We start from the raw sequence: 15450 nt of genomic DNA, 5'->3' as shown, positions 1-15450 counted from the left end.
GCAAATGTCACTTGTGATGCAAATGTTATCGAGATTGCCTGCGGTCGGCGGCAACCCTACGGGACGCTGGTACGTCGTTACGTTCAAGAGCCCAATGGGGGAGCGACCGGGGGACGGCACAGAGCTTGGGGGTTGACATGGTGATCTCACTACAGTCGCGCGTGCTGCGACTGCACGGCCGACTCGACGGGGCATCGGTCTCAGAGGTCCGCAGGGAGTTGTATGACGCCATCGACGGCCTCCGCGAGGGTGTCGACACCGAGTTGATCGTGGACCTGTCCGGAGTCGACTCCGTCGATGCGACCGGACTCGGCGTGATCGCGGGCGCCCATCGGCGAGTCACCGGCCGAGGGCACCGTCTGGTGCTTCGCGGGTGCAGCCTGCAGCTTCGCCGGGCGCTGGCCATGACCCGCCTGACCCGGGTCGTCGCCGTCGAGCGCGAAGCGGTCTGATCAGCCCCCAGCACCGCGCAGGTAGCGATCCAATACCTCGATGATCCTCGGACGCAGTCGCGCCGGTGTGATCACTTCGTCGACCGAACCGACGTCGACCGCGCGGTGGATGTTGTGGATCGCGTCGAACTCCGCGGCGACCTCGGAGATCTTGTCCGCACGCAGCGAGGCCCGGAGGTCGGCGAGCTCGACGCCCAGCCGGGCCCGCTCCGCGCCGGCCGCATCCTCGATCCGACCCTCCAGCTCGGCGACCCGAGGGTCCGCGGCGGCGCGCTTGTCGACCTCGGAGGAGAACACCACCGCGGCCGCCGGCGCACCTCCCAGTACGGACGCGTACGAGCCCTCGATGGCGAGCACGGTCAGATCCGGATTCAGGCGCTTGGAGAACACTACGAAGGCACCGCCGTGGTAACGCGAGATGACGCAGAAGACGATCGGACCGTCGAAGTTCACGATCGCGCGGCCGATCTCGGCGCCGTACTCCAGCTGCAGGTTGCGCATCGAGTCCGGTGACCCGTCGAACCCCGACAGGTTGGCCAGTACGACCACGGGACGATTGCCCGAGGCGGCGTTGATCGCCCGCGCGACCTTCTTCGACGAGCGGGGGAACAGGGTTCCTGCGGTGTACGTGCTCGGCCCGTCGGTTGGCGGGAAGCCGCCGCGGGCCACCGGGCGTGATTCGATGCCGAGCAGGGCGACGGAGTGGCCCGCCAGGTGGGCGTCGCAGACGACTGCCGTGTCCGCATCGGCCATGCCGGCCCAGCGTTCGAGCATGGCGCTGTCCTGGTCCGCGACCGCCCGCATGACGGTACGGATGTCGAAGGCCTTCTTGCGGTCCGGGTTGCGGTCGGCCGCGAAGATCTCGCCGACGGTGGTGAAGTCGCTGTCGGCGCTCGCGTGCGGATACGACGACACGTCCCGGTCAGCCGGGTCGCCGGTGGGCGCGCGGCGCGGACCGGGCTCGCCCGGTTCGACGTACGTGTGCTCGTAGTGCTTCATCAGGATCGACAGGGCGCCGGCGAGGTCGGGCGCCCAGTACTGTGCCTGGCCATTGGGTCCCATCACCCGGTCGTACCCGCCGATGCCGAAGTTGTCCTCGGCGGAGACACCGCCGGAGAAGTCCAGCGACTGTTTGCCGGTCAGAACCATCGCGGAGTCCGGCGTCATCACCAAGATCCCGCGGGTGTGCATCAACATCGTGGCCTCGGCGTTCCAGTACGGCTGAGCTCCGACGTTGATGCCCGCGACCACGACGTTGATCTCGCCGCCGGCCTGGGTGAATTCCACGATCCGCTTCAGCGCCGCGGCGACCCAGTCCATGTTCTCGGTACCGGAGTCCATCGAGATCCGGGCTCCCGCCGAGATTGCGAACCACTCGATCGGCACCTGCATCCGTTCGGCCAGGTCGATGGCGGCGATGATGCGGGCGCACTCCGGCTCCGAGACGGCGCCGAGCGCCATGGTCGGATCACCACAGAGCACCACCCGCTTGATGCCGTCCGGGTACAGCGGCGTCGGAGTCGACACGACCGCAACCAGGATGCCCGCCTTGTTCAGGCCACGCCGGCGATCGACCTCGACGAGGCGTCCCGTGTCGTCGAGGTCGTACTCGACGAGGGTGCCTCCGGCGGCCAGCACCGATTCGAGCTCGTACGGGTAAACGAGCCCACGGCGACGCGCGCGCAGGACCTTGCTCGCGTAGTCGTCCAGCGGCCGCAGCGGCTCGGTTGGCGGCGGCTCGAGATCGGCCACGACACCGGCGCCCGGTCGTGAGTGGAAACGGATCGCCAGTGGCTGAAGGCTGCCGTCCGGGCCGGCGACCCGCCCCTGTGCCAACACCTCCTCGATGCCGGCCCCCTCGCTGAGGGGGGTGATCTTCGCCTGCAGCGAGGTCAGCTGGTCGACATCGGCCTCGACCACGGGCCAGACCGTCACCCAGACGTGGTTCCGGTCCAGCTTGCTGCCGGCCGAACCGCGCGACGTGCGTACCCGGCGGATGGCCTCGAGGCAGTTCTCGACCGCGCGCTCGGCGTGGGGGAGGCCGGTGACCTTGCCCTCCTCGTCGCGTACGACGGCGAGCTGGCGTACCTGTGCCATCGCCACGAGCCGGCGGTCGCGGGAGTTCTCCCTCGCCACGCATTCGTACAGCAGCACATCGGCCGGCGCCTCGAGACGAGTGACGTCGAACTCGCTCAGCCGCCACAGGTTGAGGCGTCGGCCGACCATCGGGTGCATGCCGCGGACCAGAGTGTCCTCCTCGTACACGCCATCGGCGTTCGGCCGGTACGTGTAGTAGCCGACAGGTCCGTCGCCGGGCGCCACCGCAACGGTGACTCGACGGACCCGCGGGGCGACGTCGAGCGCGGCGACCGCGTCCCGGATCCGGGCGCTCGTCGCATCCCCCTGCTCGGCGACGTCCGGAGCGTGCAGATAGAGCTCGACGACCGTGGCTCGGTCCGTGCTGAGCTGGGCCGAGATGGCGCGGTCCAGGGTGCCGGCCGGGCGTTCCAGCTCCGCGGAGGTCCCGATCGTGGTGACCAGATGGGTCGGGCCCTTGTCGTCGAGCGAGTACTGCGCGACGACGAGTGGCCGACCGTCCGCATGGTGCGTGCGTACGTCGTGGAGGTCGTGCTCGAGGTAGTGCCGGCGGACCAGCACCTCGAGGAGAGGTTCCTCCGCGGGCAGCCCGGTCTCGAGCCGGGCGGCGAGGAAGCCGACCAGCTGCTCAGGGATCGCCGTCAGGGCCGCGATCCGCTCGTCGCGGTCCTCGGCCGTCGGGTCGGCCGCCAGCGCCTCCACCTCGTCGGCGACGCCGCCGAGCACCGTGAGTCGCTCGGCGTCGACGAGCGGCTGGTCGAACCAACGGAACCGGATACTCCGGGCCAGGTCGCCGACCACCGGGTACCGCAGCTGTGTCGCGCGGACCATGCGTTCCAGCAGGCCGCGCGCGGCGGCTGCGAGTTCGTTGCTCGGCGCCGGGCTACGCAACCAGCGCTGGAGGAGCGCGATCGCGATGTCGACGTCGGTCGCGGGGAGCTGTTGGGTGATGAAGACGCGGAAGACGGCTTCCTCCAGCGCGGGTGAACGCTCCAGGTCGGTAATGCCGTAGTGGGCGAGGACCCGCGCCAGTCGCTCTCGGAACTGGGCCGGCAACCCGACCCGATCGGCGTCGAGGCTCTGCAGGTACGTGTGCAGGTGTTCGCGCGAGCTGTGCACTCGCAGCTCGGTGTGCAGGTCCTCGCCGGCCGGCCGGTTGCGGCCCAGCTCGGCGATATCGGCGAACAGCCCGAGCAGCGCCAGCTCCTCGTGCACGTGGTGCTCCTCGTCGACGGCCAGCTCATCGCGTGCGCGCAGGTAGCGGCGCAGCACTTCGCCTCGGCCCTCGGGGTCGACGTCGTACCCGAGGAGCAGCGCACGGAGGTCCGCACGAGCGCGGTCGAGTCGTTGGTCGGCCGAGGACGGCTCGGGAGACGGTGCCAGCTCGAGCGTCGCGAGTCCGCCGGTGTGCTCGTCGCGGGCCGCGGGCTCGTCGCCGCTCGGCTCCAGCCGGGCGAGCGCGGCGCCGGTCTCGACCTGGCTGCCGGTGCGTACGAGGACCTCCTTGACCCGCGCGGCGAACGGGGCATTCAGCACCGTCTCCATCTTCATCGACTCCAGGACGAGCACGGGCGCCCCAGCGGCGACGTGGTCGCCGACGGCGACCGGTGTTGCCACCACGAGCGCGGGCGCCTGCGCGCGGAGCACACCGCCCTCGTCGCGACTGACGCGATGCGTGACCCCGTCGACCTCGACGAGCTGCAGGGGACCGTGGCTGGCGGTCACCAGTCGGTACGCGTGTCCCGCCACGGTCATCCGAGCGTGGAAGTCGTCGAGGCGGTCGATGCTCGCCTCGATGGTTCGTTCCTCGGCGCCCGCAGCGACCGTGACGTGGTAACGATCCGGCCCGGACTGGATCACGGTGACCCGGTAGGACGCGCCGCGCAGCTTCAGGTCGATGGCCCGGCCGATCTCGTGCTGCAGCTGCGGCCGGCCACCGCGGGCCGTCTCCAGGAGCCGGGCGATCTCGTAGCGCTCCTGCTCCTCGTACGCCTCGATCGCGGCGGCCGCAAGGGCGATCCCCGAGTGCCGTGCGGCGACCAGGCGGCCGTCCTGGCGGGCGGCGTCGATCCAGCCGGTGCTCGCCCAGGCGGGCGTGCCGGAGACCACCTCGGGCTGCGAGAGCAGCTCGAGGATGAACGTCTTGTTGGTGGTGCCGCCCTCGATCACCACCGTCGTGGCGCCCATCGCCCGGCGTAGCCGGGCCAGCGCCTCGTCGCGGTCGCGACCGACCGCGATCACCTTCGCGATCATCGAGTCGAAGTCCGCCGCGATGGTGTCCCTCTCGGCGACCCCGGTGTCGATCCGGATGCCAGGGCCGGTCGGGAACTCCAGCCGGGCGATGCGTCCCGGGGCGGGCGCGAAGTCGCGGTCGGGGTCCTCGGCGTTCAGCCGCGCCTCGACGGCGTGGCCGCTCTCGACGGGACGCTCGCCCTCCAGCGCGCCGCCCTGCGCGATGTGGAGCTGCAGCCGGACGAGATCCAGGCCGGTGGTGGCCTCCGTGATCGGGTGCTCGACCTGGAGCCGGGTGTTGACCTCGAGGAATGCGAACGTCTTCTCGTCCGGGTGGTAGAGGAACTCGACCGTTCCCGCGCCCCGGTATCCGACCGCGAGCGCGAGCCTCTCCGCGGATGCCTTCAGTTCGTCGGTCTGTTCCGTGTCGAGCAGCGGTGAGCGGGACTCCTCGATCACCTTCTGGTTGCGGCGTTGCACCGAGCAGTCCCGTACGCCGACCGCCCATGCCGTGCCCTGGCCGTCGGCGATCAGCTGCACCTCGACGTGGCGCGCTCCGGTGACGAGGCGCTCGAGGAAGACGACGCTGCTTCCGAACGCACGCTCGGCCTCGTCTCTCGTACGTTGGTACGCATCGGTCAGCTCTGCTGCGCCGGAGACCATCCGGATCCCGCGGCCACCACCACCGGCGGTCGCCTTGAGCATCAGCGGGTAGCCGATCTCATCGGCGGCGGCGAGTGCGTCCTCGACGGTCCCGACTCCACCGCGACTCCAGGGGGCGACGGGCACGCCGACCTCTTCGGCGATCAGCTTCGAGCCGATCTTGTCGCCGAGCTGGCGCATCGCGGCCGAGGTCGGGCCGATGAACACCAGACCGAGCCGTTCGCACAGGTCGGCGAAGGCCGGATCCTCCGCGACGAAGCCCCATCCGACCCAGACGGCCTCGGCGTTCGAGTCGGCGAGCGCCCGCTCGAGTACGACCAGGTCCAGGTACGGGCGGTCCGCGGCGGCGCCGAGCAGGTAGGTCTCGTCGGCCTCTCGTACGAACATCGCGGCCGCATCCGTATCGGTGTAGAGCGCGATGGTCCGTAGTTCGGGTGCGTCGTCGAGGTGCGATGCGTTGATGTCGCGAACGGCGTTGATGAGGCGCATGGCGGCCTCACCGCGGTTGACGATGGCGATACGAGTGAACGTCACGGACCCGAATCTGCCACGTCGAAGAGTTACGGGCGAGTCGCGAACGTGTCGGCCGGGTCCGCTCGGCCTCCGGTCGGCACCCATCCGGGTCGCGGAACGCTGTCCAGCAGCATCTGTGTGTACTCGTGTCGCGGGTCTCGCAACACCGACGCAGTGTCGCCCTCCTCGACGACCTTCCCGCGCAGCAGCACCGCGACTCGGTCGCTGACGGCCTCGACGACGGCCAGGTCGTGGCTGATGAACACGCAGGTGAGCCCGAGCTCGGTTCGTAGCTCGTCGATGAGCAGCAGGATCTGGGCCTGGATGGAGACGTCGAGCGCTGCGACCGCCTCGTCGAGCACGAGTACGTCGGGTTCGACGCACAGACAGCGCGCGATCGCGGCCCGCTGCAGCTGTCCGCCGCTCAGCGACGCCGGGCGGGCCTCGCGTTCCCGTTTGCCCAGCCCGACCCGGTCGAGTAGCTCGGCCGTGCGAACCCGGCGGTCGGGCACGCCGTGCAGCGCGAGGGCGTACGCGACGCTCTGCTCGATCGTCGCCGCCGGGTCGAGGGACCCATAGGGATTCTGGAACACCATCTGGATCGCCCGCGCCCGCCTGAGCCGGGCGCGGCGACTGCGCGCTGGCGCGGTCACGTCCGCGCCGGCGACCTCGACGGTGCCGGCATCGGCGCGTTCGAGCCCGACGAGAATGCGGGCGATGGTCGTCTTGCCGCTGCCGGACTCGCCGACGATCGCCAACGACTCTCCCGGTGCGACCGCGAGCGAAACGGAGTCGACCGCGATAACGGATTCGCTGTCGCGTACGCGCGACCGAAACGTCTTGCGGAGCCCATCGACGCGCAGCACCGGCGTGTCCTCGGTCATGACGCTCCTTCCGAGGCGTGGTCGGCCGCCAGCTCGATGGCATCGTGGCGTCGACACGCGACGAGGTCGTCCGCGACGGGCCGCAGCGGCTGCGCCTCGTCACGGCACTCCTGCTCGACGTACGGGCAACGCGGTGCGAAGGCGCAGCCCGCGACCGACTCGCCCAGCGACGGGGGCGCCCCGGCGATCGGCTTGATCGCGCGGCCGGACAGCAGTTCGGGGGTGCTGTCGCGCAGGCCGGCGGTGTACGGGTGCCGCGGCCCGACCAGCAGCCGGTCGCCGGGCTGTGACTCGACGATCCGGCCGGCGTACATGACGCAGACCCGGTCGCACAGCGCGGACGCGAGGCCGAGGTCGTGGGTGATGAACAGCATGCCCAGGCCGCGCTCGCGGCGCAGAGACAGCAGCAGCGCGACGATCGACGCCTGGGTCGACACGTCGAGGGCGCTCGTCGCCTCGTCGGCGAGCAGGAACTCCGGGTCGCCCGCGAGCGCCGACGCGATCACCACTCGCTGCAGCATGCCGCCCGACAGCTGGTGCGGATGCGCTCGCAGGAGTCGCTCGGGCTCGCGAAGGCCGACCGACGCGAACAGGTCGAGTACGCGGGCCTTCGCGGCGGACGCGTCGAGTCCGAGTGCGGTGCGTAGCTGCTCGGTCGCGTACGCACCGACCGTCCGCACGGGATTCAGCGATGCCCGTGGGTTCTGGTAGACCATCGCGACTCGCTCCGAGCGCAGCCGTCGAAGACCCGCGTCGTCGAGGTCGAGCACGCTCGTACCGTCGACGCGCACGGCGCCGCTCACCGCCGCGCCGTCGGGCATCAGACCGAGCGCCGCGCGTGCAGTGGTGGACTTACCCGATCCGGACTCGCCGACGAGACCGACGATCTCGCCCGCCGAGATGGCGAGGGAGACGTCCTCGAGCACCGGCCGCGCCGTACCGGGGAGCGCCATGCTCAACCGGTCGAGTTCGAGCTTCATGGCCGATCGACCCCCAACCTGTCCGCGAGGCGTACACCCACGACATTGACGGCGACGACGGTCAGCGCGATCGCCGCACCGGGCGCGAGTGAGGGGAGCAGCGAGCCCTGGATCAGCGGGAGCTGGCCCTCGGACACCATCAGACCCCAGTCCGAGGACGGCGGCTGGGCGCCGAGGCCGAGGTAGCTGAGTCCGGCGAGGCTCATCAGGGCCTCGCCGAACAACACCACGCAGTAGCCGAGGATCAACGGGATGACCCTGGGGACGAGCCTGCGCAGGCAGATCGCGACACCCCCCGACACCGAGCACCCGGTACGCCTCGATGTACTCGCGCTGGCACTCCGACAGCGCCGCGCTTCGGGCCAGCTTCGCCACCGCCGGGGTGTACGCGAGTCCGAGCGCGATCACGGCGGCCCCGATGCCCTCGCCGAAGATCGCGATGACGAGCACGGCGAAGAGCAGGCCCGGGAAGGCGATGAAGGCATCGGTCGCGCGGGAGACGACTGCGTCGATCCAACCGCCCTTCCACGCGGCGAGGATGCCGAGCGGCGGCCCGAACGTGAGCGCGAAACCGAGGATCAACAGCGGGCCGATCAGGCCGGTACGAGCTCCGTACATGATCCGGGACGCGATGTCCTGCCCGGACTGGTCGGCGCCGAGCCAGTAGTCGCCGCTGATGCCCTGCAGCGACGCGGACAGGTCGGCCTCGGTCGGGTCGTGAGGTGCGATCCACGGCGCGAACACGGCGCAGCAGATCACGACGGCGAGGAACACCGCCGACACCCAGAACATCACTCCGCCGCGTGACCGCGTAGGAGCGACGGGCGCAATGACGCCGGCATCAACGCTCGCCGCGCTCATGACTCACTCCCTCGCAGCCGAGGATCGGCGACGCGCTGCAGTACGTCGGCGATCCGGGTGGTGATGATGTACGCGAGGACGAGCAGCAGCAGGACCGCCTGCGTCACGGGGAGGTCGCGCTGGTCGATCGCGTCGATCAGCAGCTTGCCGATCCCGCTCAGCCCGAAGGCCTCCTCGACGAGCACGGTGCCGGCGATCGTGCCGGCGATGATGAGACCCGACATGGTGATGATCGGTGCCGCGGAGTTGCGCAGGATGTGCTGCCGGACGATGTACGCGCGGGGCAGCCCGCGGGTACGCGCGACGTCGACGTGCGGCGACTCGGACTGGCTCACCATCGACTGCCGCGTCACTCGTGTCATCCCGGCGATCGAGCCGACGGCGAGCGCGATCGCGGGCAGCGTCAGGTGGTAGAAGCGGTCGGCGATACCGTCGCCGGCGCCCGTGGTGGGGAACCACGCCAGCCCGACCGCGAACACCGCGATCAGGGCGACCGCCGCGACGAACGGCGGGATGCCACCGAGGAACGTCGTCACCGTCAGGATCGCGGAGTCGGCCGCCTTGCGCCTGCGCAAGGCGGACACGACGCCGAGCACGAGGCCGATCGCAATGACCAGCACGGCGGTGTAGAGCACCAGGAACACCGTGACATCGAAACGCGAGGTCAACAGGCTCGACACGTCCTGCCCATAGACGTACGAGCGACCGAAGTCGCCTTGCACGGCGTTGCCCAGCCAGTAGAAGTACTGGACGATCATCGGGTCGTCGAAGTGGTACTGCTCGTTGATCGCCTGGAGCGTCTGCGGGGTCAGGTTCTCCGGCCCGCCCGCGAGCAGCGCCGCCTTGTCACCTGGGGCAAGGTACATCGCCAGGAAGATCAGGAACGAGGCGAGGACGAGCGTAGTGACGACCTCGGCGACGTTTCGAACGACGGTGCGCATCGACGCGTCACGCCGAGCCGAGATCTGCAGCCCACGGGTACGTGAGGTAGGCCATCGACACGGGTGCGCCGGACAGCTTGTCGGACGTCACCAGGGTGTTCGGCGTCATCACCAACGGAATGGAGAGCATGTTGTCCAGGTAGATGTCCTGCACCTTCACCGTGAGGTTCGCGCGCTTGGTCTCGTCGTACTCGCCGGCCGCGGCGTTGAACGCCTGCGCGTACTTCGGGTCATCGAAGCCGACGTAGTTGTTGACTCCTCCCGGCATCGCGTTGTCGTACATGCCGAGCGGATCGGGCTTGGAGAGGTACCAGTCGCCGATCATGCCGTCGACCTTCGCTCGGGCGTCCTCGCTCCCGTACAGCTCGGAGTACTGCGCGTCCGACAGCGTCTTGATTTCGACCTCGAGTCCGATCTCGGCCGCAGCCGTGCGGACGCCGTTGGCCATCACGTTCTGGATCTCGCTCCCACTGGTGGCGAGCGTGATCGGGCCCGGGTCGCCGACCTGCTCGACGAGGTCCTTGGCCTTGTCGATATCGGCGTCGCTCGGCGACGAGGGCGTGTCGGGGACCTTGTCGAACGCGTCCTGGAAGGCGTCGGGCGCGTAACCCCAGGTGCCCGATCCGACCGGGAGCTTCCATGGCTCGGCGCGCCCGTCGAACGCTGCCTTGACGATCCCGTCGCGATCCATCGCGAGCGACAGCGCCGTACGGATCCGAGCGTCGCCGAGTGCGCCGTCGCCGCGGGACGGGAAGACCTGCCACGACGTCGTGGTCGCGCCGTACGAGACGCTGAGCTCGTCGTTGGACTCGAGCGGCCCGACGAGCGAGGGATCGGTCAGGAAGGTGCCGTCGGTCTCACCGGCGTTCACCGCGTTCACGACGGCGGGCGCCGCGCCCCAGGTGTAAGTGAGGCTCTGCGTGTTGACGGCGCGGTCCTTGTCCCAGTAGTTCGGTGCCGCCTCGAGGGTGATCGACGTACCCGCCTTCCATTCCTTGAGCTGGTACGGACCACTGCATGCATCGGGACTGTCCGGTGTTCCGAACGAGTCGCCCGCCCTGTCGATCACGGCGCGGTTCCAGACGATTCCGCCGTCGCCGGCCATCCGCATGTCGAACTGCGCATCGGGCTGCTCGAGCGTGACGGTCACCTCGTACTCGCCGGTCTTCTCGACGTTCTTGACACCCTCATACTCGTCGGACTCGTCGGCGCCGGGCTCGGCGTGGCGTTGCATGCTCCATACGACGTCATCGGCAGCCAGCGGGCTGCCGTCGTGGAACGTCACGTCATCGCGCAGGGCGTACACGACCGTCGTGGGGTTGGGGCGCGTCACCGACTTGGCGAGGTGCGGCTTGACGCTGTAGTCGGGCTGGACCTGGAACAACCGTTCGCACATGTTGGCGATCACGGAGTCCTCGACGTCACTGGCGCCGACGTCGGCGTCGAGCGTCGCCGGCTCGGCAGACAGCATCCAGTTCACGCTGTCGGCGGGCCCCGAGGCGGGCTTGGTAGTGGCGACGAGCTCGTCGTCGCTCGGCGGCTTGCCCCCGCCGGAGTCGGAGCCGGCGCAGCCGGTCAAGGCGAGCGCCGCGGCGCTCAGCAGGGTGGCGGGGAGGATGATGCGGCGGTTCATGATCTACCTCGTGTGGGTGGGGGCGTCGGGGCCGTCGTAGATGTTCCACGGAGCAACTTGGTACGCGTGCTCGCACGGCATACCGGGCGCGAGGTGGTACGTGCCTGCGGTGAGGTCGACGCAGCTCGACAGCAGTGTCGACCACTGGCGGAGCTCGTCGTGGCGTGGGTCGGGGTGCGAGCACACCGACTCGGGTTTGCCGAAGTGGTCGGACATCGTCGTGTGCACGACCTTGCGGATCGACTCGGCGTCGACCGCGGCCGCGGCCTCTGCCAGGCCGCGTTCGATGATCGGGACGCGATACAGGGTGCTGGCGGAGTCCGGGCGGTACGTCGCGGCGAGCTGGGCCGGTATCCGGCCCTGGTAGTGGTTGCCGTGGACGAGGACGCCGCCGGTCGGGTAGAGCCAGTCGTGCGCGTACGGCGTCGTCTCGAGGTCGATCGCGAACCCGTCCCGATGAGTGAGCAGCGCGTTGCTCGGGATGTCCTGTGTGGCGTCGAGCAGTACTTTGATCGCCTCGTACGGACCGGCCGAGTCCAGTACGCGGCGGCGGATCAGCGGCTGCGGCACGCCCGGGGCAGTGCCCGGGAACCGGCCGCCGAGCCCGTTCGCGTTGAGCGCGAGACCGGCGGAGTTCGCACCCTGTCGACCGACCTGGCCGGCCTCGACGTGCTGGATGATCGTCGGCTTGCCCGGGCGTACGACCCGAAGCAGCAGCACCGTGTCGCGTACGGCGTGGCGCCAGTCCCAGTTCTGACCGCAGTAGACGTGGCCGTCGCCGGTTGCCTCGGGCAACAGCGCGAACGACGAGCATCCGTCGGAGTCCAGGTCGAGCTCGTCGCGTTCACCGAGGGGCTCGTCGCGACGCATCCGGCTGATCTCGCCGCGGGCGTTCAGGGCGAGGACGTCGAGCAGATCGAGCCCCGCGCCGTCCGCGATCCCGCGCATCTCGTCGATCAGGTCGGGCGCGAACGCGGTGCTCGGCGCAAGCCACTCGCGGGCGAGCTCGCGTACCTGCGACCAGGTGAGGCCCTGCACCCGCCCGAAGGACGCCTCGTAGAAGTCGCGCGCCGCGACGATCTGGGCGGCTGCGAACTCGCCGTACTGGGTGCCGCGCTCGTGGTCGCCGCCGCTGATCTCGACGGACGGGAGGGTCAAGCTGTCCACGCACTGCTCCTTGTAGTATCCATTTCACGACACGCCATCGGTGTCGGACGTGCGTCAGGGCCGAGTGTAGTGAATACTTCAGACATGTCAACAGATGAAGTGGAATCGTCGCGCTCGCTCGCCGACCGGGTGGGCGCGGTGCTCGATCGGCTGTCGCCGTCGGAGACGCGGGTCGCGCAGTACCTCAACGCGATGCCGACCGAGGAGCTGATCTTCGCGAACGCCGAGCAGCTCGGGCGCCTGACGCGTACCAGTGACGCGACGGTCGTACGTACGGCGCGCAAGCTCGGTTACACAGGGCTGCCGCAGCTCAAGCGCGAGGCGGGCAGCGGCCTCGGGGAGGCGACCGCCCATCCGAGGGAGCGCCTGTCGCGTCGGCTGTCCGCACTGGGCTCGGACCTCGGCGCCGTGCGCGAGCAGATCTTCGCCGACGCGATCGAGTCGCTCGAGCTCACCCGCGAGGCGATCGACGACGCCGAGCTGCAGAGCGCCGTCGGGGCCATGGCGCACGCGGACACGATCTTCGTGTTCGGCTACGGCGGATCCGAGCACGGCGCCCGGCACCTGGCTCGAACGGCGAACCGGATGGGGTACGACGCAAGAGCAGTCGGAGACACGGGGCTCATGCTCGCCGACTCGGTGATGCGCATCGGCCACGGCGATGCGGTCGTCATATTCCAGCCAGGCCGGCTGTTGCACGACATCGACGTCATCCTCGAGCACGCCACGTCCGTTGGCGCCAAGGCGATCCTGATCAGCGGCGAGCGCCTGCACAAGCAGCTGGCGAAGGCATACGACATCGGGCTGCTCGCCATCCGCGGCTCTGCGCTCCTCTCGTCGGAGGCGCTCTCATCGATCGTCGTCGCCGACGTCCTCGGCTACGGGCTCAGCGCCCTCGACGAGGACCGCGCGATGCGGGCGCGCGAGCAGCTCACCCACGTACGCCAGCGGCTGATCCGCGACTACAAGGGTTCGAACCTCGACCGGCAGTGAGCCGTCTCACGTCAGGGGTTACTCGCCGGTCATTTGGGCCTAACCTGTGGCTATGCGCGACAAACCCTGGGTGATGCGGACGTACGCGGGGCACAGCTCGGCGGCAGCCTCGAACGCCCTCTACCGGCGTAACCTGGCCAAGGGCCAGACGGGTCTGTCGGTCGCGTTCGACCTGCCGACACAGACCGGCTACGACCCCGACCACGAGCTGAGCCGTGGGGAGGTCGGCAAGGTCGGCGTGCCGGTCGCCGACCTCGGCCAGATGCATGCGCTCTTCGACGGCATCCCGCTCGGTGAGATGAACACCTCGATGACCATCAACGCGACCGCCATGTGGCTGCTCGCGTTGTACCAGGTCGCCGCAGAGGAGCAGGGCGTCGACGCCGTGAGCCTCGCGGGCACGACGCAGAACGACATCATCAAGGAGTACCTCTCCCGCGGCACGTACGTGTTCCCGCCCGAGCACTCCCTGCGTCTGACGACCGACATGATCGCGTACACGGTCGTCCATATCCCGAAGTGGAACCCGCTGAACATCTGCAGCTACCACCTGCAGGAGGCCGGCGCGACCCCCGTGCAGGAGCTCGCGTACGCACTGTCGACGGCGATCGCGGTGCTCGACTCGGTCAAGGACTCGGGTCAGGTGGCCGAGGCCGATTTCGGCAAGGTCGTCGGCCGGATCTCGTTCTTCGTGAACTCGGGCGTGCGCTTCGTCGAGGAGATGTGCAAGATGCGCGCCTTCGGACGGCTCTGGGACGAGATCACCCACGAGCGGTACGGCGTCGAGGATCCCAAGATGCGCCGGATGCGGTACGGCGTCCAGGTCAACTCGCTCGGGCTGACGGAGGCGCAGCCGGAGAACAACGTGCAGCGCATCGTTCTCGAGATGCTCGGGGTCACGCTGTCGAAGGACGCCCGGGCGCGGGCCGTGCAGCTGCCCGCCTGGAACGAGGCGCTCGGCCTGCCGCGGCCGTGGGATCAGCAGTGGTCGCTTCGTCTGCAGCAGGTGCTTGCGTTCGAGTCCGACCTGCTCGAGTACGACGACATCTTCGACGGCTCCCATGTCATCGAGGCGAAGGTCGACGAGCTCGTACGCGGCGCTCGCGCGGAGATCGACCGGGTCCAGGCGATGGGCGGTGCGATCGCCGCCGTCGAGTCGGGTTACATGAAGCAGGCCCTTGTCGCGGCGCACGCGCAGCGCCGGGCAGCGATCGAGTCCGGTGAGCAGCAGGTCATCGGCGTCAACTCCTACGTCGAGAGCGAACAGTCGCCGCTGACCGCCGATCTCGAGACGTCCATCCAGACGGCAGATCCGCAGGCCGAGGCGAGCGCGATCGAGGCCCTGCGCGAGTGGCGCGCACAGCGCGACGCCGACGCGGTACGCGCGGCGCTGGAGCGGTTGCGGGCAGAGGCGAAGACCGACGCCAACCTGATGGACGCGACCCTCGCCGCCGCACGCGCGGGCGCGACCACGGGTGAGTGGGCGGGCGCTTTGCGGGAGGTCTTCGGCGAGTTCCGAGCGCCTACGGGTGTGACCGGCAGCGTCGGTGTCTCCGACGCCGGCGGCGAGCTCGCGGCCGTACGCGAGCGCGTACGGGAAACCGGCGAGGAGCTCGGCGGCAGGCTGCGCCTTCTGGTGGGCAAGCCCGGGCTCGACGGGCACTCCAACGGCGCCGAGCAGGTCGCGGTGCGGGCGCGCGACGCGGGGTTCGAGGTCATCTACCAGGGCATCCGGTTGACGCCATCGGAGATCGTCGCCGCTGCCGTCGCCGAGGACGTGCACTGCGTCGGCCTGTCCATCCTGTCCGGCTCGCACATGGAGCTGGTGCCCGACGTGCTCCGCGGGCTGCGTGAATCCGGCGCCGCGGAAATCCCCGTGATCGTCGGCGGCATCGTGCCCGAGTCGGATGCGCGCCGCCTCGAGGAGCAGGGCGTCGCCGCGGTGTTCACGCCGAAGGACTTCGGCCTCACCGAGATCATGGGCCACATCGTGACGGAGATCCGGAAGGCGAACGGCCTGCAACACTAGACCGC

At 69.6% G+C, this 15450-nt stretch carries 10 protein-coding genes and 1 pseudogene; 3 read left to right on the top strand and 8 right to left on the bottom strand.

Annotated features, from left to right (window positions below; translation table 11 throughout):
* Positions 1-137 precede the first annotated feature (137 nt).
* Positions 138-452, top strand: coding sequence for an STAS domain-containing protein (locus L0C25_RS02555; protein WP_271634818.1), 315 nt, complete (start codon positions 138-140; stop codon positions 450-452).
* Here L0C25_RS02555 and L0C25_RS02550 read toward each other — a convergent pair whose 3' ends face one another.
* The 8 genes and pseudogenes from L0C25_RS02550 to L0C25_RS02515 all read right to left on the bottom strand — a co-directional run bounded on the left by L0C25_RS02550 (position 453) and on the right by L0C25_RS02515 (position 12423).
* Positions 453-5933, bottom strand: a complete 5481-nt coding sequence (locus L0C25_RS02550) for an ATP-binding protein (protein WP_408641687.1) — start codon at positions 5931-5933, stop codon at positions 453-455.
* 71 nt (positions 5934-6004) lie between these two features.
* Complete coding sequence (locus L0C25_RS02545) at positions 6005-6841, bottom strand: ABC transporter ATP-binding protein (protein WP_271634816.1); 837 nt, start codon at positions 6839-6841, stop codon at positions 6005-6007.
* Positions 6838-7821 (bottom strand): ABC transporter ATP-binding protein, encoded by a 984-nt coding sequence (locus L0C25_RS02540; protein WP_271634815.1) that lies wholly within the window; start codon positions 7819-7821, stop codon positions 6838-6840. Before L0C25_RS02540 ends, L0C25_RS02545 begins: the two co-directional genes overlap by 4 nt.
* A complete protein-coding gene (locus tag L0C25_RS02535; protein ID WP_271634814.1) occupies positions 7818-8069 on the bottom strand; it encodes a hypothetical protein in 252 nt (83 codons plus the stop codon). Before L0C25_RS02535 ends, L0C25_RS02540 begins: the two co-directional genes overlap by 4 nt.
* A gap of 106 nt (positions 8070-8175) precedes the next feature.
* A pseudogene (locus L0C25_RS24095) lies at positions 8176-8613 on the bottom strand (ABC transporter permease); the annotation flags it as partial.
* Positions 8614-8678: 65 nt separating this feature from the next.
* Entirely contained in the window at positions 8679-9623 is a 945-nt protein-coding gene (locus L0C25_RS02525) for an ABC transporter permease (protein ID WP_271634812.1), read from the bottom strand.
* A gap of 7 nt (positions 9624-9630) precedes the next feature.
* Positions 9631-11256 carry an ABC transporter substrate-binding protein gene (locus L0C25_RS02520; protein ID WP_271634811.1) on the bottom strand — a complete coding sequence of 542 codons (1626 nt, stop codon included), beginning with the start codon at positions 11254-11256 and terminating at the stop codon, positions 9631-9633.
* A 3-nt stretch (positions 11257-11259) separates the two neighbouring features.
* A complete protein-coding gene (locus L0C25_RS02515; protein WP_271634810.1) occupies positions 11260-12423 on the bottom strand; it encodes a C45 family autoproteolytic acyltransferase/hydolase in 1164 nt (387 codons plus the stop codon).
* An 84-nt stretch (positions 12424-12507) separates the two neighbouring features.
* Here L0C25_RS02515 and L0C25_RS02510 point away from each other — a divergent pair, with 84 nt between their 5' ends.
* Positions 12508-13416, top strand: a complete 909-nt coding sequence (locus tag L0C25_RS02510; protein WP_271634809.1) for a MurR/RpiR family transcriptional regulator — start codon at positions 12508-12510, stop codon at positions 13414-13416.
* Between the two features lie 52 nt (positions 13417-13468).
* Positions 13469-15445, top strand: a complete 1977-nt coding sequence (locus tag L0C25_RS02505) for a protein meaA (RefSeq protein WP_271634808.1) — start codon at positions 13469-13471, stop codon at positions 15443-15445.
* The last annotated feature ends 5 nt before the right edge of the window (positions 15446-15450 follow it).

The organism is Solicola gregarius, from assembly GCF_025790165.1.
In the GTDB taxonomy this organism is placed as follows: domain Bacteria; phylum Actinomycetota; class Actinomycetes; order Propionibacteriales; family Nocardioidaceae; genus Solicola; species Solicola gregarius.
This window is presented reverse-complemented; position numbering and strand designations above follow the sequence as displayed.